This window comes from Citrobacter amalonaticus (genome assembly GCF_002918555.1).
Lineage (GTDB): Bacteria > Pseudomonadota > Gammaproteobacteria > Enterobacterales > Enterobacteriaceae > Citrobacter_C > Citrobacter_C amalonaticus_A.
Genome location: NZ_PQMB01000002.1, coordinates 282,074 through 306,467 on the forward strand (window position 1 = coordinate 282,074; position 24,394 = coordinate 306,467).

Below are 24,394 nucleotides of genomic sequence, written 5' to 3' on the forward strand. Positions count from 1 at the left end.
GCCCTGTTTTGATGCACAAATTGCACTGTGATAATGCACAATCAGAATTTGTAGGTAATCCCGGTAGAAATCAGCCCAGTCCAGGATTTATCCACCATTGGGCTGTCGGTAATTTCGTCAGACAGGCGGGTATAACGCGCCGTACCGTAAACACTCCAGTCCCCGAGGAAGTTATAGTTGGCGCTAAGCTCAAGATACGGGTTCCAGCTGTCGTTCGGATTGTAACCGCGCAGACCACTGCGGGAAGACTCTTTACGCGAAACACCGTAGTAGTATTCGTTCTGGTTTTCGCTGTTCCACTCAACACCAATACCCGGCGTGACGGTCAGAGCACCCTGAGTGTAACGGTACAACCAGGCCAGATCCCAGACGAAACCGTTGCTGTTATCCAGCGTGTCGCCCGCCAGCGTCGTCCTCAGGAAACCATACTGGGTATGATGAACGTAAGACAAACCGGCCATCATGGTGCTCTTACGCCTGTCGAGTCGGCGCAGCTGGCGATCGTCGCTGTCACCCGGTTTGAAGTACATTGGTGACCAGTACGCGGTAATCGACAGCTTATCCGCCGTGTCATTCCACAGGTAATAACCGCCACCTAAACCACGGAACCAGAAGTTATCTCCTTCATAGTTGATAACCGGAACCGGATAAACATCGGTATCATAATTTTTATAAGGGTGTTCAACCACACCAACGCCTGCGCCCAGCGTCAGATTGCTTTCGGCTTGCGCGACGGTAGCAGACGTTGCGATAAGCACGCCAAGAGTCAGAAGTTTGAGTTTGGTCACAATCTATCATTCCTTAATCAAATGTTTAGCGGATAAAGTGTAACTGCCAATACGTTTCAACCCAACTATTTTACTAACTCCTTACAGAATGTAACCGTCTAATTTCACTACCAGAGATGACATCCAGACCGCAGTCAAATGAAATTTGCGTGAACGGCAGGCATTTTCTTTACATTAACCAGGCATTTTTCGCGGATGAGTTATTGATATGCCATTGAAATTCATTTGTGAGCATAGGCAAGTTTTGCAAATGCCATCTACGCTTAAATTTAGAAGGTGTATCACCGGGCACGTTGATCTCACGCTTTGCAAAATGGCACGAGAGTTGCTGTTTTTTTAACACACGAGACAGCTGGAGACGTCGTTCAGTTTACCTCTTCCGGGAGCCTCTACTATTCATATGAACGGCTCTTAACATGTGCTAAAAAACGAAAGGACGGCATACCATGAATATATTCGATCACTATCGCCAGCGCTATGAAGCTGCCAAGGACGAAGAGTTCACACTGCAGGAGTTTCTTACCACTTGTCGGCAAGATCGCAGTGCTTATGCCAACGCGGCAGAGCGGCTATTGATGGCTATTGGTGAGCCTGTCATGGTCGATACTGCCCAGGAACCTCGACTTTCTCGACTCTTTTCAAACCGGGTTATCGCTCGCTACCCCGCATTTGAAGAGTTTTACGGCATGGAAGACGCGATTGAACAGATTGTCTCTTATCTGAAGCACGCGGCTCAGGGGCTGGAAGAGAAGAAACAGATCCTGTATCTGCTGGGACCTGTGGGGGGCGGTAAATCATCGCTTGCCGAGCGACTGAAAGCGTTGATGCAGCGTGTACCTGTTTATGTCCTGAGCGCCAACGGTGAACGCAGTCCGGTTAACGATCATCCATTATGCCTGTTTAATCCGCAGGAAGACGCCCAGATCCTCGAAAAAGAGTACGCCATTCCGCGTCGCTATCTCGGTACGATCATGTCACCGTGGGCGGCGAAGCGTCTGCATGAGTTCGGCGGGGATATTACCAAATTCCGCGTCGTCAAAGTCTGGCCGTCGATTCTTGAACAAATCGCCATCGCCAAAACAGAGCCTGGCGATGAAAACAACCAGGATATCTCTGCGCTGGTTGGGAAAGTGGATATCCGCAAACTTGAAAATCACGCCCAGAACGATCCGGATGCCTATGGGTATTCTGGCGCACTGTGCCGGGCCAACCAGGGGATCATGGAGTTCGTCGAGATGTTTAAAGCACCGATAAAGGTGCTGCATCCTCTGCTGACCGCCACCCAGGAAGGAAACTACAACGGGACGGAAGGCATCTCTGCCCTGCCGTTTAACGGGATTATTCTTGCTCACTCGAACGAATCCGAATGGGTGACGTTCCGTAACAACAAAAACAACGAAGCCTTCCTCGACCGCGTGTATATCGTGAAGGTGCCCTATTGCTTACGCATTTCCGAAGAGATAAAAATCTACGAGAAATTGCTTAACCACAGTGAGCTGACCCATGCGCCATGCGCACCAGGCACCCTGGAAACGCTGTCGCGCTTCTCGATCCTTTCCCGCCTGAAAGAGCCGGAAAACTCAAGTATCTACTCAAAAATGCGCGTCTATGATGGCGAGAGCCTGAAAGATACCGATCCGAAAGCGAAATCTTATCAGGAGTATCGGGACTACGCCGGAGTGGACGAAGGGATGAACGGCCTGTCTACGCGCTTCGCGTTTAAAATCCTCTCCCGCGTGTTTAACTTTGACCATGCTGAAGTCGCAGCAAACCCGGTACATTTGTTCTATGTACTGGAGCAGCAAATCGAACGTGAGCAGTTCCCTCAGGAGCAGGCAGAACGCTATCTGGAGTTCCTTAAAGGTTATCTGATTCCCAAATACGCTGAGTTTATCGGCAAAGAGATTCAGACAGCTTATCTGGAGTCCTACTCTGAATACGGGCAAAACATTTTTGACCGTTATGTCACGTATGCGGACTTCTGGATCCAGGACCAGGAATATCGCGACCCGGATACCGGTCAGTTGTTTGACCGCGAGTCGCTGAATGCCGAACTGGAGAAAATTGAGAAACCGGCGGGGATCAGTAATCCAAAAGATTTCCGTAATGAGATCGTCAATTTCGTACTGCGTGCCAGAGCGAATAACAGCGGACGAAATCCGAACTGGACCAGCTACGAAAAACTGCGCACGGTTATTGAGAAAAAAATGTTCTCCAATACCGAAGAGCTGCTGCCGGTGATTTCGTTCAACGCCAAGACCTCAACCGACGAGCAGAAAAAACACGACGATTTTGTCGATCGAATGATGGAGAAAGGCTATACCCGTAAACAGGTGCGTTTACTGTGCGAATGGTATCTGCGCGTACGTAAATCGTCTTAATACCTGCCCGGTGGCGGTTTCGCTACCGGGCCTACAACGACAGCTAACGGTAGGCCGGATACGCGGCATTACTGATATAGCGTAAAGTTGGCAAATGCAGTACGGGGGGCATATGACCTGGTTTATTGACCGGCGTCTTAACGGCAAAAACAAGAGCACGGTTAACCGCCAGCGCTTCTTGCGTCGTTATAAAGCGCAAATTAAACAGTCGATCTCCGAGGCCATTAACAAGCGTTCGGTTACCGACGTAGACAGCGGTGAATCCGTTTCCATTCCCACGGAAGATATCAGCGAACCGATGTTTCACCAGGGACGCGGCGGCCTGCGGCATCGTGTGCATCCGGGGAACGACCATTTTGTCCAGAATGACCGCATTGAGCGTCCTCAGGGGGGTGGCGGTGGCTCAGGGAGCGGTCAGGGCCAGGCCAGCCAGGATGGTGAAGGCCAGGATGAGTTTGTCTTTCAGATCTCGAAAGATGAATATCTGGACCTGTTATTTGAAGATCTGGCCTTGCCTAACCTCAAGCAAAATCAGCAGCGTCAGCTCACTGAGTATAAGACACACCGGGCGGGTTATACCTCGAACGGCGTTCCGGCCAATATCAGCGTCGTTCGATCGCTGCAAAATTCACTGGCGCGACGCACGGCCATGACGGCAGGGAAACGGCGTGAATTACGGGGGCTGGAAGAGGAGCTGGAAACCATCAGCAAGCGCGAACCGGCGCAACTGCTGGAGGAGGAGCGGCTACGTAAAGAAATTGCCGAACTGCGGGCAAAAATCGAACGCGTACCGTTTATTGATACTTTCGATTTACGCTATAAAAATTATGAAAAACGCCCCGATCCTTCCAGCCAGGCGGTGATGTTCTGCCTGATGGATGTCTCTGGTTCAATGGATCAGTCCACGAAAGATATGGCGAAGCGTTTTTATATCCTGCTGTATCTGTTTTTAAGCCGTACCTATAAGAATGTGGAGGTGGTCTATATCCGTCACCATACGCAGGCGAAAGAGGTGGATGAGCATGAGTTCTTCTACTCGCAGGAGACGGGCGGCACCATCGTTTCCAGCGCGCTGAAGCTGATGGATGAGGTGGTGAAAGAGCGTTACGATACGGCACAGTGGAATATCTACGCGGCACAGGCGTCGGATGGTGATAACTGGGCGGATGATTCCCCGCTGTGTCACGAGATTCTGGCGAAGAAACTGCTGCCGGTGGTGCGTTATTACAGCTATATCGAAATCACCCGCAGAGCACACCAGACGTTATGGCGTGAATATGAGCATCTACAGTCAACTTTTGAGAACTTTGCCATGCAGCATATTCGCGATCAGGACGATATCTATCCTGTCTTCCGTGAACTGTTTCATAAGCAAGGCGCCACCAGCAATTAAGTGATGCACCATAAGCCGGAACCCACGTTCTGGCTTATTTTTCCGCCCCTTCACTGATTTTATTCTGAAACTCAACGTATGGAGTGACCAGAGGTACTGTTAGAGAGAACAGTCCCGCTGTGATAAACTGAATTTCCGCCCACAGAGGATTGTTATTCATCATGAAATTGCATCATAAAGCGCTCAGGCTCTTTATTTCCGCAAGCGTCATCGTACTGACATCCTCTTTTTTAGTCTATGAGCTGATTGCCAGTGACAGGGCGATGAATGCCTACATGCGCTATATCATAGAAAAAGCAGACTCTTCATTTTTGTATGATAAGTATCAAAACCAGAGCATTGCCGCTCATTTAATGCGCACATTTACCGAACCCAAAATACCGCCTTCAAATGAACAACAAAATACGTTTTGTCGTGCATTCGAGACCGTGAGCGATATCCACGGAGTCAATCTCACCACACATAACGACCCTGCGTTACATGGTACGTTGCAAACCACGGAGGCAAACTGCGCGGTCATTGCTGACGAAGGCTACCTGTTGTCCGCTTTTGATCAGGCCGTGGCTGCCAATCGTAACCAGACGGATTATGGAAAAGGACTCGGCACCGCGGAGGAGAAATTCCATTATTATCTGGATATTCAAAAAACCTACGTCTATTTCTATGACCTGATTGACTCCCGACAATTTGCCATGCACCACTGGTCTTTTCTGCAAAAAGGAACGCTGGGAGTCGATCGTAAAGATATTGATGGTCAATTCACAGGACGAACCGTGCTCTCAAGCATTTATAAGGACGATCTTACTGAAAAAAATGTGATGAGTTTTTTAACTCCCGTTTATCTGCATGGAAAGTTAAAAGGCGTGGTGATGGTGGATATTAATCAGGATAACCTGAAGAATATTTTTTATACACAGGACCGCCCGCTGGTCTGGCGCTATCTGGAGGCGACGCTGACCGACATTGATTCAGGGAAAAAGATTATTGTCCATCAGAGCGAAAATAACCTCTTTTATTATGTCAATTATGTCCATGACCTGCCTGGCGGCATGCGCGTCATCCTTTCTCTCGATATCCTGTATTTTATTGTCTCATCGTGGAAATTGTTCGCCTTTTATCTGCTCGTTACCGCCGCCCTGCTGAACATGGTCAGAATGCATTTTCGCCTTTACCATAATGTCACTCGTGAAAATATCAGCGATGCGATGACCGGCCTCTATAACCGCAAAATCCTGACCCCACAGCTTGAACAGCGTTTACAGCAACTGGTCAACACAGGCACCTCCGTAACGTTTATCGCCATCGATCTGGATAAGCTAAAAGTCATTAACGACACGCTGGGTCATCAGGAAGGCGATCGTACAATTACGTTACTGGCAAAAGCGATTGCGGCCTCAGTGCGTAAAACCGATTATGCGATCAGACTGGGAGGCGATGAATTCTGCGTCATTCTTATCGACTCCGCTAAGCAGGCAACCTTCCTGTCAGAACGTATTACCCGACATCTACAGATTATCGCCCCGGACACGACGATTAGCTTTTCCGCCGGGCTTTATCATATGCAATCAAAGGATACGCTTCAGGATGCCTACAAAGCCTCCGATGAGCAGCTCTATCTCAACAAACAACAAAATGGCGCACGTTCGTGATACCCTTTTGCCGTTGAAATTTCATCACGATAATGGGAGTGAATGATGAATGACATCGCTAAGGGAACCGCCACCCATCAGCGTTTAGTCGATTTGTTATCGCAGGAAAGAGCAAACTGGCGCATGGTCAGCCATGACGCCGTAGGTAAGTGCGAAGCCGTTTCAGAAATTCGCGGCACCGCTTTAGGCCAGGGGGCGAAAGCGCTGGTCTGTAAGGTAAAAGGTAACGGCGTCAATCAGCATGTCCTGGCTATTCTCCCGGCAGATCAACAGGCCGATCTTGCTCAACTCGCCGCCCATCTTGGTGGCCTGCGCGCCTCGCTTGCCAGCCCGGCGGAAGTCGATGAACTGACCGGGTGCGTCTTTGGCGCGATCCCGCCGTTCAGTTTTCATCCCCGACTAAAACTGGTTGCCGACCCACTGCTGTTTGGGCGTTTTAACGAGATCGCCTTTAATGCAGGCCTGCTGGAGAAGTCGATCATTCTCAATACGCAAGATTATCTGCGTATTGCACAACCTGAGCTGATTGCGTTCCGTCGTACGCAGTGACAACTCACTTCACCGCTCTAAAATCAACACGGAAATCACAATAACGGCAGCAATGGCAAAAAACGATGACGTGATGATCAGTGTCTCGACAAACATTTGATCGTGCATGGTTTCACCCCGTAACGACAGAGATAACAGCTCACGCATTATTGATAGATCATATTAATGGCAGTTTGATGACAAAAAGCCGTTAGCGCTTCGTTTTGCGCCATTATGCATTCGCCTGAAAATGATCCCGAACGTTAAAAAAGCCTGATCGCTGACACATTTGAGCGTACAGTAATCAGGCTTATCTTTTTTTTGGCAAGGAAACCACGATGTTTGATGTCACTCTGCTGATCCTGCTTGGACTGGCAGCTCTGGGCTTTATCAGCCATAACACCACTGTCGCCGTTTCAATTCTGGTGCTGATTATCGTCCGCGTTACCCCGCTTAATACCTTTTTCCCGTGGATTGAGAAGCAGGGTCTCACCATAGGGATCATTATTCTGACAATTGGCGTGATGGCACCTATCGCCAGCGGAACATTACCGCCTTCAACGCTGATCCACTCTTTTGTCAACTGGAAGTCTCTGGTCGCCATTGTGGTTGGCGTTATCGTCTCGTGGCTGGGTGGGCGCGGCGTGACGCTGATGGGTAGCCAGCCGCAGCTCGTCGCCGGGCTGCTGGTAGGAACCGTGCTGGGCGTTGCGCTGTTTCGCGGTGTTCCCGTCGGGCCGCTTATAGCGGCAGGCCTGGTCTCATTGATTGTGGGGAAGCAGTAGCCAGCCCGGACAGATAACGGCCTGGGGTCTGACCCAGGCCTTTTTTGAACATGGTAATAAACGCCGTGGTCGAGTCATATCCCAGAGTTTGAGCCACCTGCTGCACGCTTTGCCCGTCGATCAGCGCCTGTAGCGCCAGAATAAGCTGCAACTGATGGCGCCAGCGGCGAAAACTTAACCCCGTCTCCTTAACCACCAGTCTGGCAAGATTACGCTCGCTCATCGCAAACGCGCTCGCCCACTGTCCTAACGTCTGCCACTGCGCCGGTGCCCGCGCCATCGTCTCGACCATTTTACGGATCCTGGGGTGACCGGAGACGGGGAGCTGCATCTGCTCCTGGGGCTGCTGCGGCAGTTCATCAAACAAAACCTGAGTCAGTCGCCGGGTTGACGGCTCCGTTCGTTGGGGATCCGTTCTGCTTGCCAGCGCCAGAATGAGTTCTCTGCACAGTGGCGTTATTTTCAGGGTACAACACCGCTCCGGCATCACCACCGCATCCGGTTCGATAAACAGAAAGCACAGCTCCGCCCCGGCCGTCACGTGGTTGCTATGGGGAATTTCACCGGGGATCCACACCGCATACTGCGGCGGCACCATCCACATCGCATTTTCGACTTCACAGGTAATCGCGCCGTGCAGAGCCAGAATAAGCTGCCCTTTGCGATGCTGATGCACAGGGCTGAAGAGTTCATCCTCCCGCGCGCGAATGCAAAAAGCGACAGCCGCATCTTGGTGAAGATCGGGTTCGTAACCGTCCAGTCTCAGGCCAATCATTATTTTGTCCGATTTTAGCGATAATCTGTCATTTTAGCTTGATTCATCGGCGGAGTAAAAACGGTAATGTACCGCCTCGCCTGACGATATGAGATAACAATGACCCATTCACCTTTATTACGTGGCAAGCATGGCGTGTTGCTGATTGCCGGTATTCTGATGATTGCCACCACATTGCGTGTGACCTTTACCGGCGCCGCCCCGCTGCTGGATGCGATTCGCGCAGATTACGGCCTGACCACCGCCCAGACGGGGCTACTCACCACCTTGCCTCTGCTGGCCTTTGCGCTGGTGTCGCCGCTGGCGGCGAACGTCGCCCGCCGCGTTGGTATGGAACGCAGCCTGTTTGCCGCCATGCTGCTGATTTGCGCCGGCATCGCCGTACGCTCGCTTCCCTCGCCCATCCTGCTGTTTATCGGCACCGCGATTATCGGTTGTGGGATCGCACTCGGAAACGTGCTGTTGCCGGGGCTTATCAAACGTGATTTTTCGCAGCAGGTGGCCAAACTCACCGGGGCATACTCTGTGACGATGGGCGCAGCGGCGGCGCTGGGATCGGTCATGGTTGTGCCACTGGCGCTGCATGGATTTGGCTGGCGCGGTGCGCTGATGATGCTGATGCTATTCCCGCTGCTGGCTTTACTCATCTGGCTGCCGCAGTGGCGCAATACCGCCAACGCCAGCCTGACCACTTCGCGGGCGCTGCATACACGCGGCATCTGGCGTTCAGCCCTCGCCTGGCAGGTTACGCTATTTCTGGGCATCAACTCGCTTATCTATTACGTGATTATCGGCTGGCTTCCGGCAATTTTGATTAGTCACGGCTACAGTGAAGCCGGAGCAGGTTCGCTGCACGGTTTATTGCAGCTGGCAACCGCCGCGCCAGGCCTGCTGATCCCGGTAATCTTGCATCGTTTTAACGATCAACGCAGTATTGCGGTACTGGTGTCATTGATGTGCGCTGTGGGCGCCTCGGGATTCTGGTTTATGCCGGAACACGCCGTTCTGTGGACGCTGCTGTTCGGTTTCGGTTCCGGCGCGACCATGATTTTAGGCTTAACATTTATTGGGTTACGCGCCAGCTCCGCACATCAGGCGGCAGCGCTTTCCGGGATGGCACAATCCGTGGGTTATTTACTGGCCGCTTGTGGACCGCCGTTAATGGGGAAAATTCACGATACCCTCGGCGACTGGCATATTCCGCTTCTCATCGTGGCGGTTCTTGCTATCGTGATGGCGGTATTCGGCCTCTACGCCGGAAGAGATCGGGAAATGACAATCCGCTAGTTTTCGGGCAGGCGCATCAGCCTGCCCTTTTTATTACCCGCGAGCCGCCCATAGCATGGCCTGTACCAACGGAACGGGTTTTCCTGCCAGCGCGCCACGCTCATGCTGAAAAAGCGTGCCCACAAAAAACGGATGGATAACCAGCTCAACGGCGCGAATGTCTCCGTTATCATCCCAGCCCGTGACGCGTAAATCACCGCTTTCAAGCTCGCTCGCAAAATCTTCCGCGATACCGTAGCGACAGTGATACCCCTCAGAAATCATCGCCTGTCCGTAGGCTTTGGCTATCAGCGTATTGGCTCGCAGTTCGATCCGATCGGTTTTCTCCACCAGATCGCAGGCTAAAGGCGCAATCACCATGCGCCCCAGGGCGTCCGTCTCAGCATGTGCGGCGTCATCCCAGCCCAGAACATTGCGGGCATACTCCAGAATAGCGTGCTGGAATCCTCCGCAGGTACCGAGGAAAGGAACGCTGTTTTCACGGGCGTAACGAATCGCAATCAGTGCCCCTTCGGGGTTTTTATAGGGGCTGGCAGGAACGACCCAGATTGCGTCATACCCCACTAAATCTTCAGCACTGCTGATTTCCGTTGTTGCTAACCAGTCATAATCCGCCACCAGCTCCAGCACGGCAGCAGCATCGTCAATAGCGAGAGGGATTGCCTGATGCGCCACAACCTCGGGGTTGTAGTCACCCACCAGCGCGATTCGTAGCGTATCTTTTACAGGAGAGATTTCCATGGAGAATTCCTTACGTCAGAGCAATTGGGGACAACATAAGGAGCCTCAGACTACCGATCTTTTACTGCTATCACAATCCCTTAATTTAGGGATGCGCGTCAGCAAAGTGCTATAGTATTTGCGCCTCGTTTTCTCATGCACGCATCGTAAACAATGAAAAACAAAATTCTGGTCAGCGCCTGTCTGATGGGTTTTAAGGTTCGCTATAACGCCAGTGAAAAGGCGCAGCTGGCCAGCGTGCTGGCACGCTGGCAACGTGAACAGCGTCTGGTTATCCACTGTCCGGAGCTGGCCGCAGGCTTACCCACACCGCGTCCGGCTGCAGAAATTGTGGCTGCCAGCGGAGAAGCGGTAATGCGGGAACAGGCGAGGATTCTGGAAATCACCGGCCGGGACGTGACCGCACATTATCAGCTTGCCGCCTGGCTCGCGCTGCGTACCGCACAGGAGAACGGATGTTGTGTGGCATTGTTAACCGACGGCAGCCCGACCTGTGGCAGTCAATCGGTGTATGACGGCACATTCAGCGGCCAGCGCCATCCCGGTATGGGCGTCGCCGCAGCCCTGTTACGTCAGCATGGTATTAGCGTATTTTCCGATCGGCAGATTGATAAACTCATCGCCTGGATTGAGGAGAGAGAAGGATGAACATTCAGTGCAAACGCGTGTACGACCCGGCAGAGAAAAGCGATGGCTATCGCGTACTCGTTGACCGTCTGTGGCCGCGCGGCATCAAGAAAACGGATTTAGCGTTTGATGAATGGGATAAAGCCATCACCCCATCAGCAGAACTGCGTAAAGCATTTCACGCTGAGGCGATGGATTTCGCCCACTTTACTGAACAGTATCGCGCCGAGCTGGAGCCGCAGAAACAGGAAGGAAAACGACTGGCGGACATTGCCCGCCAGCAGACGCTCACGCTGCTGTATGCGGCGAAAAACACGGAGCAAAATCATGCTCTCGTGCTGGCTGCATGGTTACGCGAGCGCTGATTTACGGGTTTCCCCGGTTTCTGGCTGGCTATCTGGCTGCAGCGGCATCAGGTGTTCGGCGCGAACCCAGGCAAACCCCTGCTGACCGTTTGCGGAAATGACGTCACCGGTTACCAGCCAGAGCGCACGCGGTGTCTCTTTCGGTAGCATCGTCGTGAATCCGTTAACCGGATTAATGAATACCTCACCCGGCTGACACAGACTAAACAGCTCAACCGATTTACCGATATTGCAACGTCCGGCAGACGTTTTCGCACCAATAATCATCGCCAGGACACCCGGCATTAGCTGGAACATACTTCTCTCATCATCAGATTACTCTGAGAAATAATAACCTGCCGGGGCGTCCGTTGTCACTTCGCGGGCTGTGGGTGATCCCTGCGCCAGAGTTCCCATTCATCAACAACCTCCCCGCCAGGCAACCTGCAGTCGGTACGAACGCCCTGCGGGCTTTGCACGGGTACCTGAACGCCCCCCTTTTGCTCACAATAGACCGCCGCCGGGTTTGCCATGCCTGTTTTCGGTGGCTTAGGGGCGTCGGGTTGCGATGGCGACGAACATGCTGCCAGTACAAGAACGCAAGGCAGTGCAACAAACTTAAATTTCATAGGAACTCCCGTTAACCATTATCTCCAACAGAGTATCGTGACTGATGCCCTGTCTCTATGTTTTCCTGATCGGCTTGGTGGTGATGGTTGTTTTTTAAACAAACAGATATATTTCATCTTTCCGGGCGATGTTTTATTATGCCGACAAAGCTGAAATTTTCAGCCCCGCCTTCTTCTCTCCTGGAGTTTGTTTTCGTTATGTCCGATATGATCCTCGCTCGCGTTTCGCAGTCATTAGCGACGGAACAGTCCCTTGAAAGTTTGATCCGCCAGCTTCTGGAAATGCTGGAGATGGTGACCGAAATGGAGTCAACTTATCTGACGAAAGTTGATGTTAATGCCCGTCTCCAGCATATTTTGTATGCCCGCAACAGTAAGCAAATGCACATTCCTGAAGGTCTTTCTGTTCCCTGGGATGACACGCTGTGTAAACGCGCAATAGACGGTAATTGTTTTTACAGCGATAACGTCCCTGCCCGCTGGCCGGATTGCGATTGCGCACATGCCCTGGGAATCACGACGTTTCTGAGTACGCCGGTACATCTTCCGGACGGTACATTTTACGGTACGCTGTGCGCGACAAGCCGCCAACAGCACGCCCTGACCGAACGCGGTGAGCAGGTGCTGCATTTGTTTGCCGGACTCATCGCGCAATACATTCAGAAAGAATCGCTGGTTGCCCAGCTGCGCGAGGCCAACGCCGCGCTTATCGCCCACTCTTATACCGATGTGCTCACCGGTTTACCGAATCGCCGGGCCATTTTTGAAAATATGGATTCACTGTTCGCTCTTGCCCGCCACCTGAAACGCAACGTCACCGTGGCGTTTATCGATCTGGATAATTTTAAACTGATTAACGATCGTTTTGGGCACGAAGCTGGCGATCAGTTTTTAATCCAGACGGGACAACGCCTGACCGCCCTGCGCAGCCATGACGATATTATTGGTCGTCTGGGTGGTGATGAGTTTTTGGTTGCCTGCCTGTCCGATGCGTCTGATAGCCACCTTCAGACACTGAAAAGTCGCCTTCTGGAGGCTATTCGTGGTGAGTATCGGTTGGGCGATATTCGGCTGTTTTATCCGGGCGCCAGTCTGGGCATTGTGGAGATTGACCCCAATGTGATGGATGCAGACAGCGCGCTTCGCAGCGCCGATAGCGCAATGTACCGGGACAAGAAACGACAGGATAAAACCCCTTTTGTCACGCACTAAGCCCTGCTATCCTTCCCGTCTTCAAATAACCTGTAAGGTGATCGCATGAGGCTGGGTATTATTTTCCCTGTCGTCATTTTCATTACGGCCGTGGCTTTTCTGGTCTGGTTCTTTACCGGCGGCTACACCATGCCGGGAGCATAACAATGAAAAAAACGACGCTGATTATGATTGGTGTGGCCATTATTGCCGTACTGGGCACCGAACTGGGCTGGTGGTAATCGCAAAGCCAGAACGACAAAGGCCACCCGAAGGTAGCCTTTTCATCAATGGAAATTTACAGGTTAGCTTTTGATTTTTCTGTAGATAAACAGAACGACAATCGCACCGATTACCGCAACAGCGAAGCTACCAAAGTTGAACCCATCAACTTTGCCGAAACCAAAGAAGGTGCTGATCCATCCCCCAACTACGGCACCAACGACCCCCAGAATAATCGTCATAAAGAAGCCGCCGCCATCTTTACCAGGCATAATCCACTTCGCCAGAATACCCGCGATAAGCCCGAAAATAATCCATGAAAGAATGCCCATTTTTTCCTCACTTATGTGTTTTACGTTAGCGTTTTACTCGCCGTTAAAAAGCATAGCACACCGTCAGAAAATTGAAATTTGTGATAAACATCACTTTATCCTTATCCCTCATAAAACTCAGGGTTGCAAGTTTAAATGATAAAGATTATCTTTCTCATCACTGAATAGTTGAGTAAATAGCTCAGGTATTCAGTACGACATTGCTCACATTGCTTCCAGTATTTCTTGCCCGCCTCTGTGCGGGCTTTTTTTTGACACAGGCTCGTCATTTATGTCGATTTCTCTGTCATTTTCTGTCTGCCTTTCTTTTCGAAACCCCATTACCACAGGCTTAACCCATTTGGCACGCTTTATGCTTTATATCACTGTCGCTATGACACGCCGAAGCATGTCGGCTATGCAGCCGGCGCTTTGCCTATAATTCGCACTATTTCAGCTTTTAACAGGTCTGTTATTGATGAAAAAAATTATCAGTGTGTGCCCATACTGCGGGGCCGGGTGCAAGCTCAAGCTTGTTGTTGAAAATAACAAAATCATCCGCGCCGAAGCGGCAAAGGGGGTAACCAATCAGAACCAGCTCTGCCTGAAAGGCTATTATGGTTGGGATTTTCTTAACGACACCCGCCTTTTAACGCCACGCCTGACGCGCCCGATGATCCGCTACCAAAAAGGGGACAAGTTTACCCCCGTCAGTTGGGATGAAGCGATCCGCTACACCGCCACCCGCCTTCAGGAAATCAAAAACAACCACGGGCCACGGGCCATTATGACCACCGGCTCATCCCGTGGAACCGGAAATGAAACCAACTATGTGATGCAGAAGTTTGCCCGGGCGGTGCTGAATACCAATAATGTCGATTGCTGCGCCCGCGTGTGTCACGGTCCCTCCGTAGCCGGCCTGCAGGAAACGCTGGGCAATGGTGCGATGAGTAACAGCATCAGCGATATCGAAAATTCCAAATGTCTGCTTATCTTTGGCTATAACTGCGCTGATTCCCACCCTATCGTGGCACGCCGGGTCATCAGGGCGCGTCAGAACGGTGCCAAAATCATCGTTTGCGACCCGCGCCGCATCGAAACCGCGCGTATCGCCGATCAGCATTTGCAGCTTAACAACGGCTGCAATATGGCGCTGGTTAACGCATTTGGTTATGTCCTTATTGATGAACATCTTTATGACCAGCAGTATGTGCAAAAGTACACCGAAGGGCTGGACGCTTACTGGCAAACCGTGAAGGACTACGCGCCTGAAGCCGTTGAGCACCTTACCGGCGTACCTGCGCCACAGGTGCGTCAGGCGATGCGAACCTTTGCCGCCGCACCTTCCGCCACGGTAATGTGGGGAATGGGCGTCACGCAGTTCGGTCAGGCGGTAGATGTGGTACGCGGCTTGTCGAGCCTTGCGCTGCTCACCGGAAATCTGGGACGTCCGGACGTTGGCGTCGGCCCTGTGCGCGGTCAGAATAACGTGCAGGGTGCCTGTGATATGGGCGTTTTACCCAATCAGTTTCCTGGCTATCAGGATGTGACGGATGCCGCCGTCAGAGAAAAGTTTGCCCATGCCTGGGGAATCGACGCCAGCCGGATGGATGACAAAGTCGGCACACGTATCACCGAAGTTCCTCATCTGGCGATGGAGGGCAAAATCAAAGCGTACTACATCATGGGGGAAGATCCGCTCCAGACGGAGGCCGATCTGAGCCTGGTGCGTAAAGGATTTGAGGCGCTGGATTTTATCGTGGTGCAGGATATTTTCATGACCAAGACAGCGGAGGCGGCGGACGTTCTCTTACCGGCAACCTCATGGGGCGAGCACGGTGGCGTCTTCACCTGCGCGGATCGTGGCTTCCAGCGTTTTGAAAAAGCCATTGAACCCGGCGGCGATGTGAAACGCGACTGGGAGATTATCAGCCTGCTGGCTACCGCGATGGGCTATCCGATGCACTACGAAAGCAACCAGCAAATCTGGGATGAGATGCGCGAACTGTGCCCGCTTTTTTACGGCGTAACGTACAAGAAAATGGGCGATATGGGGCACGTGCAGTGGCCCTGCCCTGAGCTCGATCATCCGGGTACCCCTTATCTTTACGCCAATAGCCAGTTCGATACGGCTAACGGCAAAGGCAGGTTATTTGCCGCACCGTGGCGAGCCCCGGCCGAAGTGCCGGACGCCGATTTCCCGATGGTGCTGTGTACCGTGCGCGAAGTGGGTCATTACTCCTGTCGTTCGATGACCGGCAACTGCGCGGCGCTCCAGGCGCTGGCGGATGAACCCGGCTATGTGCAGATCAACACCCGGGATGCAGAGCAGCTGGGGATCCGCCATCGCGATCTGGTCTGGGTCAGTTCACGTCGCGGCAAGGTAATCAGCCGGGCGGATGTTTCCGAACGTATCAACCACGGTTCGGTATACATGACGTATCAGTGGTGGATTGGCGCGTGCAACGAACTGACACAGGATAATCTTGATCCGATCTCAAAAACGCCGGAAACCAAGTACTGCGCGGTGAAAGTTGAGCCTATTGCCGATCAGACATGGGCGGAGAGGTACGCTGCACAGACCTATAGCGAAATGAAAGCGCGCTTATGCGAGGCGATTGCGTGATGCAATCGGAAAAGTAAAGTGAAAAGCCCGCCAGAAAGGCGGGCCGAAAAAACTTATGACTGCAACGTTGCCAGGCGGGCGGCAAAGCCGACAAAAATCAGGCCGATCAGGGAGTTCCCCACCTTCGCCAGTTTCTTTTTAGTCCGAATATACTGGGTCACGAAAGCCCCGGAAATAATCAGGAAGCTCAGATAACAGAAGCTCACGATTTCCAGCGTGATGGCTAAAATAAAGAACGACAGCCCCGCGTGTGGTGCATTCACGTCAATGAACTGGACGAAGAACGACACGTAAAACAGGATCGCTTTAGGATTGGTTAAACTCAGCACCAGCGCACGCTTGAAGATCGCGCCAAAGGGCACCGCTTCCTCCGTCGCTTCTCCACTCTTTGCGGTCAGCGTGGCATAGAGGATCTTCGCCCCCAGCCAGAGCAGATAAAATGCGCCAAGATAGCGAACGATATTAAATAAAACCGGCGTGGTTTTAATCAGCGTCGCGACGCCGGCATAGGCCAGGAACATCAGCACGGCATCACCAATAAATACCCCAGCCGCCGCAAGATAACCGCCCTTTATCCCACGCCCAACGCTGTTTTTCAGCACAAATATCGTATTTGGCCCCGGCACCAGCACAATAAAAATCGCCCCGACCAGATAGGTCCAGTAATTCAGAACACCATACTCTGCAAACACGTCAACCTCTTCCTGACATATCAGATACGCTCAACTGCGGGACAATATGCTAACGAATGCGTTCAGGGATGGAAAGGGAAACGCACTATCGTTTATCTGACCACGGCCACCAGAACGTCAGAAATCCTTGTGGTATAGCGTGGAGAGAGCATCTCTCTTTTCATTTGCCACTGCTGCTGCGCCCCTTGCCCGGCAAACCAGAGCGTTCCTTTCCCTCTTTTGGTATTCAACAGGTCCAGAACGGCCATCAGCTTCTCGCTGCCGGGTCGGGGGGCATTATCATCAAACAGGTTAAGCTGGGCGATTCCCTGGCTAAAAAAATCCCCCAGCATCACGCCCGCTTTCTGATAACGATGACCGTCACACCAGAGGGCGTCCAGACAGCGCACCGCCGCGTTGATGATGTCCCGGCTGTCCTGTGTAGGCGTCAGTAATTTCACGGACGCCGTGTTGCCATAGTACGTTTCATTTGGCGCAAACGGGCTGGTTTTCACAAAAGCGGAAATATGACGACAATATTGATGTTCCGCACGCAGCTTTTCCGCCGCGCGCGAGGCGTAGCTGCAAATAGCCTGCCGCATCGACTCATACTCCGTGACGCGATCGCCAAATGAACGGGAACAGATAATCTCCTGCTTTGCCGCTGCAAACTCGTCCTGCGCCAGGCAGGATTCACCGCGCAGCTCCCTTACCGTTCTTTCCAGCACCACGCTGAAATTTTTCCTGATAAAACGGATATCGGCATCGGCCAGTTGCAGTACGTTTTCGATTCCCATCGCCTCCAGTCTCTTACTCAGGCGCCGTCCCACTCCCCAGACTTCACTCACCGGCATACGCGCCATCAGCTTTCTCTGACGCTCAATATTTGAGAGATCCACAATCCCCCCCGTCTGCCGCCACTGCTTTGCCGCGTGGTTCGCCAGCTTTGCCAGCGTCCTGGTGGGCGCAATGCCCACGCCAACCGTCAGGTGCATACGTTGCAAAATCGTATTGCGTATCTCTTTGCCAAAATCCGTCAAATCCCGGCAATTTCGCACCCCGGTTAAATCACAAAAAGCTTCGTCGATACTGTAGATCTCAACCCGTGGCGTCATCTCTTCAAGCGTGGTCATCACCCGATTCGACATATCGGCATAGAGTTCATAATTGCTGCTAAAGCAGATAACCCCAAAGTGGCGAAACAGATCTTTTTGTTTAAAGTAAGGAGCACCCATGACAACCCCGATTTTTTTCGCCTCTTCGCTACGGGCAATCACACAGCCATCGTTATTCGATAGCACGACGACCGGCCTGTCTTTCAGGTCCGGTCTGAACGCCGTTTCACAGGAAGCGTAAAATGAATTCACATCCACCAATGCAAACATAATTAGCGGGGCGTCTTAATGATATGGATGACCACGCCAAAAATATCGAGCGTCTCTTCACTCCCCACCCTGACAGGTGAATACATGCTGTTCATCGGATTTAATTGTACCCAGGGCCGCAGCTGGAGCCGTTTAACGGTAAACTCACCCTCCACTGCCGCGATAACGATGTCGCCATGTTTTGCCCGGTAGGAACAGTCAACCACCAGCAAATCACCATCGCTAATTCCCCCTTCAATCATTGAATCACCGGATGCTCTGACAAAGTAGGTCGCGCTGGGATGCTGAATCAGCAGCTCATTGAGATCGATTCGCCGTTCGACATAATCCTGTGCGGGTGAGGGAAAGCCGCATGAAACGGCATCAGAAAAAAGAGGGATCGTCAGGTCCTGACGTAAATCTATTGGTCTGTAGAACAACATAATCTCATATCCACACATTAACTGTATTTATATACAGTAGTTTTAAACCGTGTGGAGATCAAGCGTGGCAACACGCTCTGACATAGGGCTGAGCGCCAGGATATTGATTTTATTTGCCCCATCAATCAAAAATAATATCTTCAGGATTGTGCATCGCAACGGATATCTGACCCGAGAACAACCCGCCGACAAGCAGCGGGTTGGAACGAAGCTTAATGGTGCAACATGTCATCCACCACCCGATCTGCCTTCAGCTGGTACGGATAGTAGGTTGGCCAGTTATCCATCTCTTCCAGCAGCGCCTGCTGTGAAGTGTTACCCATGAAAATGTGGAAATGGCTCGATTTGCGCGGGGCGATGATGTGATCGCTGAACTGAACGTACTTAGGCGCGTTGCTGGCCGCATCATGACACTCAAACAGATAGCGCACGCCTTTTTTACCGGACTGATACGTCAGGATCCTGTGTCCGGCATAATCGTATTTGCAGGACGCGACCTGATTGCCCGTATGGAATTCCATTACGCCATTCTCAATGCCGATAGTCTCAACGTGGGTGGCATATCCTTTGCGATAATAGGCCTTAATCTCTTCAGCCGTTTTAGCGCTATCTTTCTCCGCTTTCTGTTTGAAAACCGGATCCAGCTTGCCGCTCACCAGATACGGATATACGGACTGCCACATGCCGTCCCAGTCCGTAAGTGCCCTGTCCTGCACGTTTTTATCATCAAATACCCCTTCTGCCGCTTTCCGTTCCACCTCAGTCATCGGCGCGCCGTGTGAATGGTGATCGTGTGCCAGAACCTGACCGCTTGCCAGAAACATCCCCAGAGCGAGCGCTAACTTTTCAAAATGAATAACCAAAATATCACCCTCATCCGTTTGTGAAGATGAAATGTTATAATATAACAATATATTTTATTCAACCTGAATTAAAACTGTAAAAAAAAACGGGAGCCGATGGCTCCCGTCTGATTCAAAGACTCTGCTGATGCGCAAAATTACATCGTGACAATCGTTGGCTCATCAAACACCGTGAGTTTTGGCGCTTCGCCCGTAAATTTCTCCGCATAGACCAGCGTCGTGTTACCCGCACAGCCATTTGCCAGCCGCGAGGTAGGGATATCGTCGGTCAGCACGTTAGCGCCACCGTTTTTACAGATTCCGTTCTCGATATCCGGCCAGGCCCCTTCATGAATACAGATAATGCCGGGTTTAATCCCATCGCTGACATGTGCCCCGACCAGGACTTGCCCGCGACCATTCCACACCCGTACCAGGTCGCCTTCGGCGATACCGCGCGCTTTTGCATCATCCGGATGAATTGTGACCGGTTCACGATCGGCGATGGCATACTCTTTACGCAGTGAGGCATAGTTAAGCTGACTGTGCAAACGATGCGCAGGATGCGCGGTCAGCAGCTGCAGCTGATCCTTATCTGCCGACCCCTTCCACTCATCCGGCTCAATCCAGGACGCATGCGGTGGGCAATCTTTATAGTTATAACCTTCAATTGTTTTTGAATAGATCTCGATTTTTCCACTTGGCGTGCCGAGCGCGTTCATCACCGGATCGCTACGGAAGTCAGCGTAACGAACGTATTTGTTATTCTTTTCGTTCGCACGCATCTCGATTAATTTGTTCTGCTGCCAGAAGGTGCTGAACTGTGGCATCGCCACACGCTGCGCGCGCGCCGCCTGTTGCGCAGCATCGTAGAACTGCTTCAGCCACGCCATTTCATCCTTACCTTCGGTGTAGACCGCTTTGCCGCCAGGTTTGAGCATCTCAGCTAAATCCGCAAACACGTCAAAATCACTGCGGGCTTCAAACTGCGGCTCAATCACCTGCTTCATCGGCACCAGATGCTGATTACTGTAGTCGCCGGTCATCGTGAGATCGTTACGTTCAAACGATGTGGTGATCGGGAGAACAATATCGGCATGTTTGGCTGCCGCCGTCCAGTAACACTCAGAGATAACCACCAGCTCCGGCTTCTGCCACGCTTTGATCAAGCGATTGGTATCCTGGTGGTGAGTAAAGTTAGCGCCGCCGGCCCACCAGATCATTTTGATATCCGGGAAGGTCTGTTCTTTCCCGTTATGCTGATATTTTCCGCCGGGGTTTTCGAGTGCCTCAACGATTCGCGCCACTGGCAGACTGGTCACGGCATCAGAGACGGCCCAGTCGTTCCCTGCCGACGAGTCCCCTTCCACCTGTGCTGATATTGCAGGTAAAACGCCCCCGGTGCGCGTTGGATTGCCGCCATTTGAATAATGGTAGGAGAAACCAAAACCGCCGCCTTCAGTACCAATTTGTCCTAACATCGCCGCCAGAGTCACCAGCATCCAGTGCTTCTGCTCGCCATACTGCTGACGTTGAATACCCCAGCCGGCCATGAGCATCGTTGTGTTGCCGGAGAAAATCTCCGCCAGTTTCTCGATTTGTTCGGCTGGCACGCCGCACACGCCCGCCGCCCACTCAGCGGTTTTCTCGATATTGTCGCTTTTACCCAGCAGATACTCTTCAAACTGCGGATAACCGGTCGTGTATTTATCGAGGAACGCCTTATCATGCAGACCTTTTTTCACCAGCGTATGCGCAATACCCAGCATCATCGCCACATCGGTCCCCATGTGTGGCGCAATCCAGGTCGCATTATCACCGAAGAATTCAATCGTCTCAGAGCGCATCGGGTCTATTGCAATTACGCTCTTACCGGATTTTTTCAGCAAATTAAAATATTCAATTCCCTGTTCGTCGGAGCTGCTCCAGGCGATTTTTAAGGTGTTAAGCGGATTCATCCCCCACAGCACCACAACCTGGCTATGTTCAAGCACCATCGGCCATGTCGTCTGCTGTTCGTAAACTTCAACCGATCCCACCACATAAGGCATGATCACTTGCGCCGCACCGGTGGAATAATCACCCGTATGGCCAGCGTACCCGCCCGCCATACTCATATAACGTTGCAGTAACGTTTGCGCCTTATGCAGCACGCCGCTGGAACGCCAGCCGTAAGAGCCCGCAAAAACAGAGGCAGGCCCATAGCTGCTGCGGATCCGGGCATGCTGCTCATGAATAAGCTTTAGCGCCTGTTCCCAGCTCACGCGAACAAAAGGATCGCTACCTCGCTTTCCATCCGCTTTGCCGGGATTTTCCAGATAACTTTTACGCACCATGGGGTATTTGATACGTGCGCTGGTATGAACCTGATCGGGGGCAGTCAGTTGCAATGAGTTCGGAATCGTTTTCTGCAAGGCGCCTTTCGATGAAACCACCTTCCCGTCTTTCACCTCTACGTAAACCGCTCCCCAGCGCGCAGCCGTCAGGATCGCCCCACCACTCTGGCCTTCGGCCCAGGCAGGCATCGGGATCATCGAGGAAATCGCCATCGTCCCGGTTGCCGCCCCAGCCGTTTTAATAAAGTCACGTCTTGTGAGTTTCATGATCTCTCCTGGTATCGTCGCTTATTGGTGTATGTCTTTTGCGTTGTACTGGAAATAACGGCTCAGAATATCCAGTTCGTTTTCACTGATGTTGGTACGAGCCCCCATTCCTTTCGCCACGGACGGCCAGGCATTGAGGGTAAAATGCTTCGCAGGAATTGGCGCATGGCACCCGGCGCAGTACACATTGTCGAGTTTGCGTGCGTAGTCCCACATCGGCTCACGGCTTGCCAGTGCGGAGGCGCTCCATTCCCCTTGCAGCGCAACGTCCCGCCAGACATTGCCATATTCATCTGTCTTCCAGTCTGAGAGCACGTTCAGCGCCTGCTGACCTTTTTCGCTCAGGCTGGCAAGCACAAGTCGCTGACCGGCGGCGTAGTAAATCACCTGTTCACTGCCCTGCATTTGGCTGCCCCGGATTTCAACCAGCCGGGTCGTTCCCGTGGTTTTCAGGACATTTAACTGTGTCGCCGGATAAAGCGTTGCCAGATCGCCAAGCGCGCCGGGGCCGACAACATAGAGCTCTGTAGCTGAGGCAGGTGTTGATACCGCCTGCGCTTCAAGTCCCTTCAGCGCAGAGTCATCCATTTTTATTTCCGGAGGGAAGTGCGCCACCCCTTTGTGGCAATCGATACAGGTTTGCTGTTCCTTAACGCCCATTTCATGCATCTTTCTGGCATCGGCAGTTTGTGCCTCAAGATCCATTGCATCCATGCTGTGACAGCTACGACAGGTGGCCGAATCATTCGCTTTGAGTTGGTCCCACACCGTTTGCGCCATGTCGAGACGGTGTTCTTCAAACTGTTCCGGCGTATCAATTTTTTTGGTAATAAACTGGTGCCAGAGATCTTTGGAAGCCTTGATCTTGGCGACGAGATAACCCATTCCGCCTTCCGGAATATGGCAATCCGCACATTCTGCCCGAATACCTTTCTGATTCTGAAAATGCCTGGATCCCAGATATTCCTCATAAGGCGCCTGCATTGTATGGCAGGATAGACAAAATTCAGTACTGGATGTCTTATGCAATGTCCATTGTGCAGCAAAAACAACTAATGCACCGACTACAGCGCTCAAAAGCACCGTCAATATTATTATTTTTTTCATCATTAACCCTGGTCAGTCCATATACTCTTTTATAGGTAGACCATAATTAAGCAACGTCGGCCATTTATTGATATTCATCAAGCGAAGGGAGATCAAAAAGTATGTACAGAGACAATTTTGAAGGAAGTCTCAAATTTAGTAGCGACAAAAAATCGAGGAAAAACAATCCAAAACGGTGAACCCAGGCGCAATATTCAGTTTTATAAACCAGAAAAGATTAAATATTTAGTATAATCATTCAGAAATACAAAATATAATTATCAGGTCCCCTTCGTTATATAAATAAATATATAATGAAAGACGCCAAAATGCTGGACAATATTCATGTTCACTCGCGGAAAATTTAATAGCGTCAATCGCCCGTAAATCTTTATACAATGTCGTGCCACTTTTTACCTTCAATTTTCGATATCGCTTTATTTCTGTGAGACGATCGTTTTGAGACGGCCCCCCTGAGAGCGCGCTATTTCTGCCACACTGTACCGGACTTGAGATTTTTAACAGAACACCTGAAACCAGATAATGTCAGTTCCGTGGCTGAGTTCTCACGATTACCGGCATGATTCACATTACTTTGATTCTGGTCACTTTTTATACCACAGGGATATTCAGTAAACTGAAAGAGGAGATCAAACAAACAGGAGGTAGTGATATGTATCGCTCTATTCTGGTGCCCATTGATATCTCAGAAGTCGATTTAACGCGTCAGGTTATCCCTCAGGTTGAAGCGCACGCCAAAGCCGCTAAAGTCCATTTTCTGGCCGTCATCCCTTCTGTCCCTTTTTATGCTTCCCTGGGACTCGCTTATTCAGGAGAGTATCCGGATAAAAATGGTCTGCGGACGAAAGCGCAGCAGAAGCTGGATAAGATAGTCAAGCAGTTCAACATTCCAGCAGGCCGGGTGGTAACGCATCTGGTCTACGGTCCACCAAAAGACCAGATTCTGAAACTGGCTGATTCTGTGAGTGCTGACCTTGTGATCATCGCCTCACACCGGCCAGGGATCTCAACATATCTGTTAGGTTCAACCGCTGCGGCAGTGGTACGCCATGCGCAATGCCCTGTGCTGGTCGTGCGTTAACCACCG

25 protein-coding genes and 1 pseudogene are annotated in these 24,394 nt (G+C 51.6%); 13 read left to right on the forward strand and 13 right to left on the reverse strand.

The features are described 5' to 3' along the window. Positions 1-41: 41 nt before the first annotated feature. Entirely contained in the window at positions 42-788 is a 747-nt protein-coding gene (locus C3432_RS06720) for a MipA/OmpV family protein (protein ID WP_103775881.1), read from the reverse strand. 446 nt (positions 789-1,234) lie between these two features. Between C3432_RS06720 and yeaG the strand changes: the two genes are divergently transcribed. From yeaG to C3432_RS06740, 4 genes are all read left to right on the forward strand, one after another. After that, positions 1,235-3,169, forward strand: coding sequence for a protein kinase YeaG (gene yeaG / locus C3432_RS06725; protein WP_103775882.1), 1,935 nt, complete (start codon positions 1,235-1,237; stop codon positions 3,167-3,169). A 112-nt stretch (positions 3,170-3,281) separates the two neighbouring features. After that, positions 3,282-4,562, forward strand: coding sequence for a YeaH/YhbH family protein (locus C3432_RS06730; RefSeq protein ID WP_103775883.1), 1,281 nt, complete (start codon positions 3,282-3,284; stop codon positions 4,560-4,562). 161 nt (positions 4,563-4,723) lie between these two features. Then, entirely contained in the window at positions 4,724-6,211 is a 1,488-nt protein-coding gene (gene dgcJ, locus C3432_RS06735) for a diguanylate cyclase DgcJ (RefSeq protein ID WP_103775884.1), read from the forward strand. Between the two features lie 45 nt (positions 6,212-6,256). After that, positions 6,257-6,760: a YbaK/prolyl-tRNA synthetase associated domain-containing protein gene (locus C3432_RS06740; RefSeq protein WP_103775885.1), complete on the forward strand. Its 504-nt coding sequence runs from the start codon at positions 6,257-6,259 to the stop codon at positions 6,758-6,760. Between the two features lie 9 nt (positions 6,761-6,769). Here C3432_RS06740 and yoaI read toward each other — a convergent pair whose 3' ends face one another. Next, positions 6,770-6,868 carry a small membrane protein YoaI gene (yoaI, locus tag C3432_RS06745; RefSeq protein ID WP_103775886.1) on the reverse strand — a complete coding sequence of 33 codons (99 nt, stop codon included), beginning with the start codon at positions 6,866-6,868 and terminating at the stop codon, positions 6,770-6,772. 209 nt (positions 6,869-7,077) lie between these two features. Here yoaI and C3432_RS06750 point away from each other — a divergent pair, with 209 nt between their 5' ends. Then, positions 7,078-7,524, forward strand: a complete 447-nt coding sequence (locus tag C3432_RS06750) for a DUF441 domain-containing protein (RefSeq protein WP_103775887.1) — start codon at positions 7,078-7,080, stop codon at positions 7,522-7,524. On the opposite strand, the pseudogene C3432_RS06755 reads toward C3432_RS06750, so the two are convergent. After that, positions 7,501-8,299, reverse strand: a pseudogene (locus C3432_RS06755) (AraC family transcriptional regulator). The gene C3432_RS06750 and the pseudogene C3432_RS06755 sit on opposite strands and share 24 nt — an antisense overlap. A gap of 99 nt (positions 8,300-8,398) precedes the next feature. On the opposite strand from C3432_RS06755, the gene C3432_RS06760 reads away from it, so the two are divergent. Continuing rightward, positions 8,399-9,586 (forward strand): CynX/NimT family MFS transporter, encoded by a 1,188-nt coding sequence (locus C3432_RS06760; protein ID WP_103775889.1) that lies wholly within the window; start codon positions 8,399-8,401, stop codon positions 9,584-9,586. Between the two features lie 33 nt (positions 9,587-9,619). Here the strand turns inward: C3432_RS06760 and C3432_RS06765 are convergent, their stop codons facing one another. Next, on the reverse strand, positions 9,620-10,327 hold the full coding sequence (locus tag C3432_RS06765; RefSeq protein WP_103775890.1) for a CTP synthase C-terminal region-related (seleno)protein: 708 nt from the start codon (positions 10,325-10,327) through the stop codon (positions 9,620-9,622). Positions 10,328-10,480: 153 nt separating this feature from the next. On the opposite strand from C3432_RS06765, the gene C3432_RS06770 reads away from it, so the two are divergent. Together C3432_RS06770 and C3432_RS06775 are read left to right on the forward strand one after the other, a co-directional pair. Continuing rightward, positions 10,481-10,975, forward strand: coding sequence for a DUF523 domain-containing protein (locus C3432_RS06770; RefSeq protein ID WP_103775891.1), 495 nt, complete (start codon positions 10,481-10,483; stop codon positions 10,973-10,975). Continuing rightward, positions 10,972-11,319: a DUF488 domain-containing protein gene (locus C3432_RS06775; RefSeq protein ID WP_103775892.1), complete on the forward strand. Its 348-nt coding sequence runs from the start codon at positions 10,972-10,974 to the stop codon at positions 11,317-11,319. Before C3432_RS06770 ends, C3432_RS06775 begins: the two co-directional genes overlap by 4 nt. On the opposite strand, the gene C3432_RS06780 is transcribed toward C3432_RS06775, so the two are convergent. Beyond that, positions 11,305-11,616 carry a hypothetical protein gene (locus tag C3432_RS06780; RefSeq protein WP_103775893.1) on the reverse strand — a complete coding sequence of 104 codons (312 nt, stop codon included), beginning with the start codon at positions 11,614-11,616 and terminating at the stop codon, positions 11,305-11,307. The genes C3432_RS06775 and C3432_RS06780 overlap by 15 nt on opposite strands. Positions 11,617-11,672: 56 nt before the next feature. After that, positions 11,673-11,927 carry a putative hemolysin gene (locus C3432_RS06785; protein WP_103775894.1) on the reverse strand — a complete coding sequence of 85 codons (255 nt, stop codon included), beginning with the start codon at positions 11,925-11,927 and terminating at the stop codon, positions 11,673-11,675. Positions 11,928-12,125: 198 nt separating this feature from the next. On the opposite strand from C3432_RS06785, the gene C3432_RS06790 reads away from it, so the two are divergent. From C3432_RS06790 to yoaJ, 3 genes are read left to right on the forward strand one after another with little or no spacing between them, the layout of a single operon-like run. Continuing rightward, on the forward strand, positions 12,126-13,139 hold the full coding sequence (locus C3432_RS06790) for a sensor domain-containing diguanylate cyclase (protein WP_103775895.1): 1,014 nt from the start codon (positions 12,126-12,128) through the stop codon (positions 13,137-13,139). Between the two features lie 45 nt (positions 13,140-13,184). Beyond that, complete coding sequence (locus tag C3432_RS06795) at positions 13,185-13,283, forward strand: YoaK family small membrane protein (RefSeq protein ID WP_103775896.1); 99 nt, start codon at positions 13,185-13,187, stop codon at positions 13,281-13,283. Positions 13,284-13,285: 2 nt separating this feature from the next. Beyond that, on the forward strand, positions 13,286-13,360 hold the full coding sequence (gene yoaJ / locus C3432_RS06800; RefSeq protein ID WP_103776927.1) for a protein YoaJ: 75 nt from the start codon (positions 13,286-13,288) through the stop codon (positions 13,358-13,360). Between the two features lie 63 nt (positions 13,361-13,423). Here the strand turns inward: yoaJ and C3432_RS06805 are convergent, their stop codons facing one another. Then, positions 13,424-13,672, reverse strand: a complete 249-nt coding sequence (locus tag C3432_RS06805; protein ID WP_103775897.1) for a GlsB/YeaQ/YmgE family stress response membrane protein — start codon at positions 13,670-13,672, stop codon at positions 13,424-13,426. A 457-nt stretch (positions 13,673-14,129) separates the two neighbouring features. On the opposite strand from C3432_RS06805, the gene fdhF reads away from it, so the two are divergent. Beyond that, on the forward strand, positions 14,130-16,277 hold the full coding sequence (gene fdhF / locus C3432_RS06810) for a formate dehydrogenase subunit alpha (protein WP_103775898.1): 2,148 nt from the start codon (positions 14,130-14,132) through the stop codon (positions 16,275-16,277). Between the two features lie 53 nt (positions 16,278-16,330). Here fdhF and leuE read toward each other — a convergent pair whose 3' ends face one another. The 6 genes from leuE to C3432_RS06840 form a co-directional block, all read right to left on the reverse strand. After that, positions 16,331-16,969 (reverse strand): leucine efflux protein LeuE, encoded by a 639-nt coding sequence (gene leuE / locus C3432_RS06815; protein ID WP_103775899.1) that lies wholly within the window; start codon positions 16,967-16,969, stop codon positions 16,331-16,333. 92 nt (positions 16,970-17,061) lie between these two features. Then, entirely contained in the window at positions 17,062-18,333 is a 1,272-nt protein-coding gene (locus C3432_RS06820; RefSeq protein WP_103775900.1) for a Y-family DNA polymerase, read from the reverse strand. Positions 18,334-18,335: 2 nt separating this feature from the next. After that, on the reverse strand, positions 18,336-18,755 hold the full coding sequence (locus C3432_RS06825) for a translesion error-prone DNA polymerase V autoproteolytic subunit (RefSeq protein ID WP_103775901.1): 420 nt from the start codon (positions 18,753-18,755) through the stop codon (positions 18,336-18,338). A 212-nt stretch (positions 18,756-18,967) separates the two neighbouring features. Continuing rightward, complete coding sequence (zinT, locus tag C3432_RS06830) at positions 18,968-19,618, reverse strand: metal-binding protein ZinT (RefSeq protein WP_103776928.1); 651 nt, start codon at positions 19,616-19,618, stop codon at positions 18,968-18,970. A 137-nt stretch (positions 19,619-19,755) separates the two neighbouring features. Then, complete coding sequence (locus C3432_RS06835) at positions 19,756-22,200, reverse strand: trimethylamine-N-oxide reductase 2 (protein WP_103775902.1); 2,445 nt, start codon at positions 22,198-22,200, stop codon at positions 19,756-19,758. 21 nt (positions 22,201-22,221) lie between these two features. Then, the gene (locus C3432_RS06840) at positions 22,222-23,310 is read right to left on the reverse strand and encodes a NapC/NirT family cytochrome c (RefSeq protein WP_258041591.1); all 1,089 of its coding nucleotides are present in this window, start codon (positions 23,308-23,310) and stop codon (positions 22,222-22,224) included. Between the two features lie 649 nt (positions 23,311-23,959). On the opposite strand from C3432_RS06840, the gene uspF reads away from it, so the two are divergent. Beyond that, positions 23,960-24,388: a universal stress protein UspF gene (uspF, locus tag C3432_RS06845; RefSeq protein WP_103775904.1), complete on the forward strand. Its 429-nt coding sequence runs from the start codon at positions 23,960-23,962 to the stop codon at positions 24,386-24,388. The last annotated feature ends 6 nt before the right edge of the window (positions 24,389-24,394 follow it).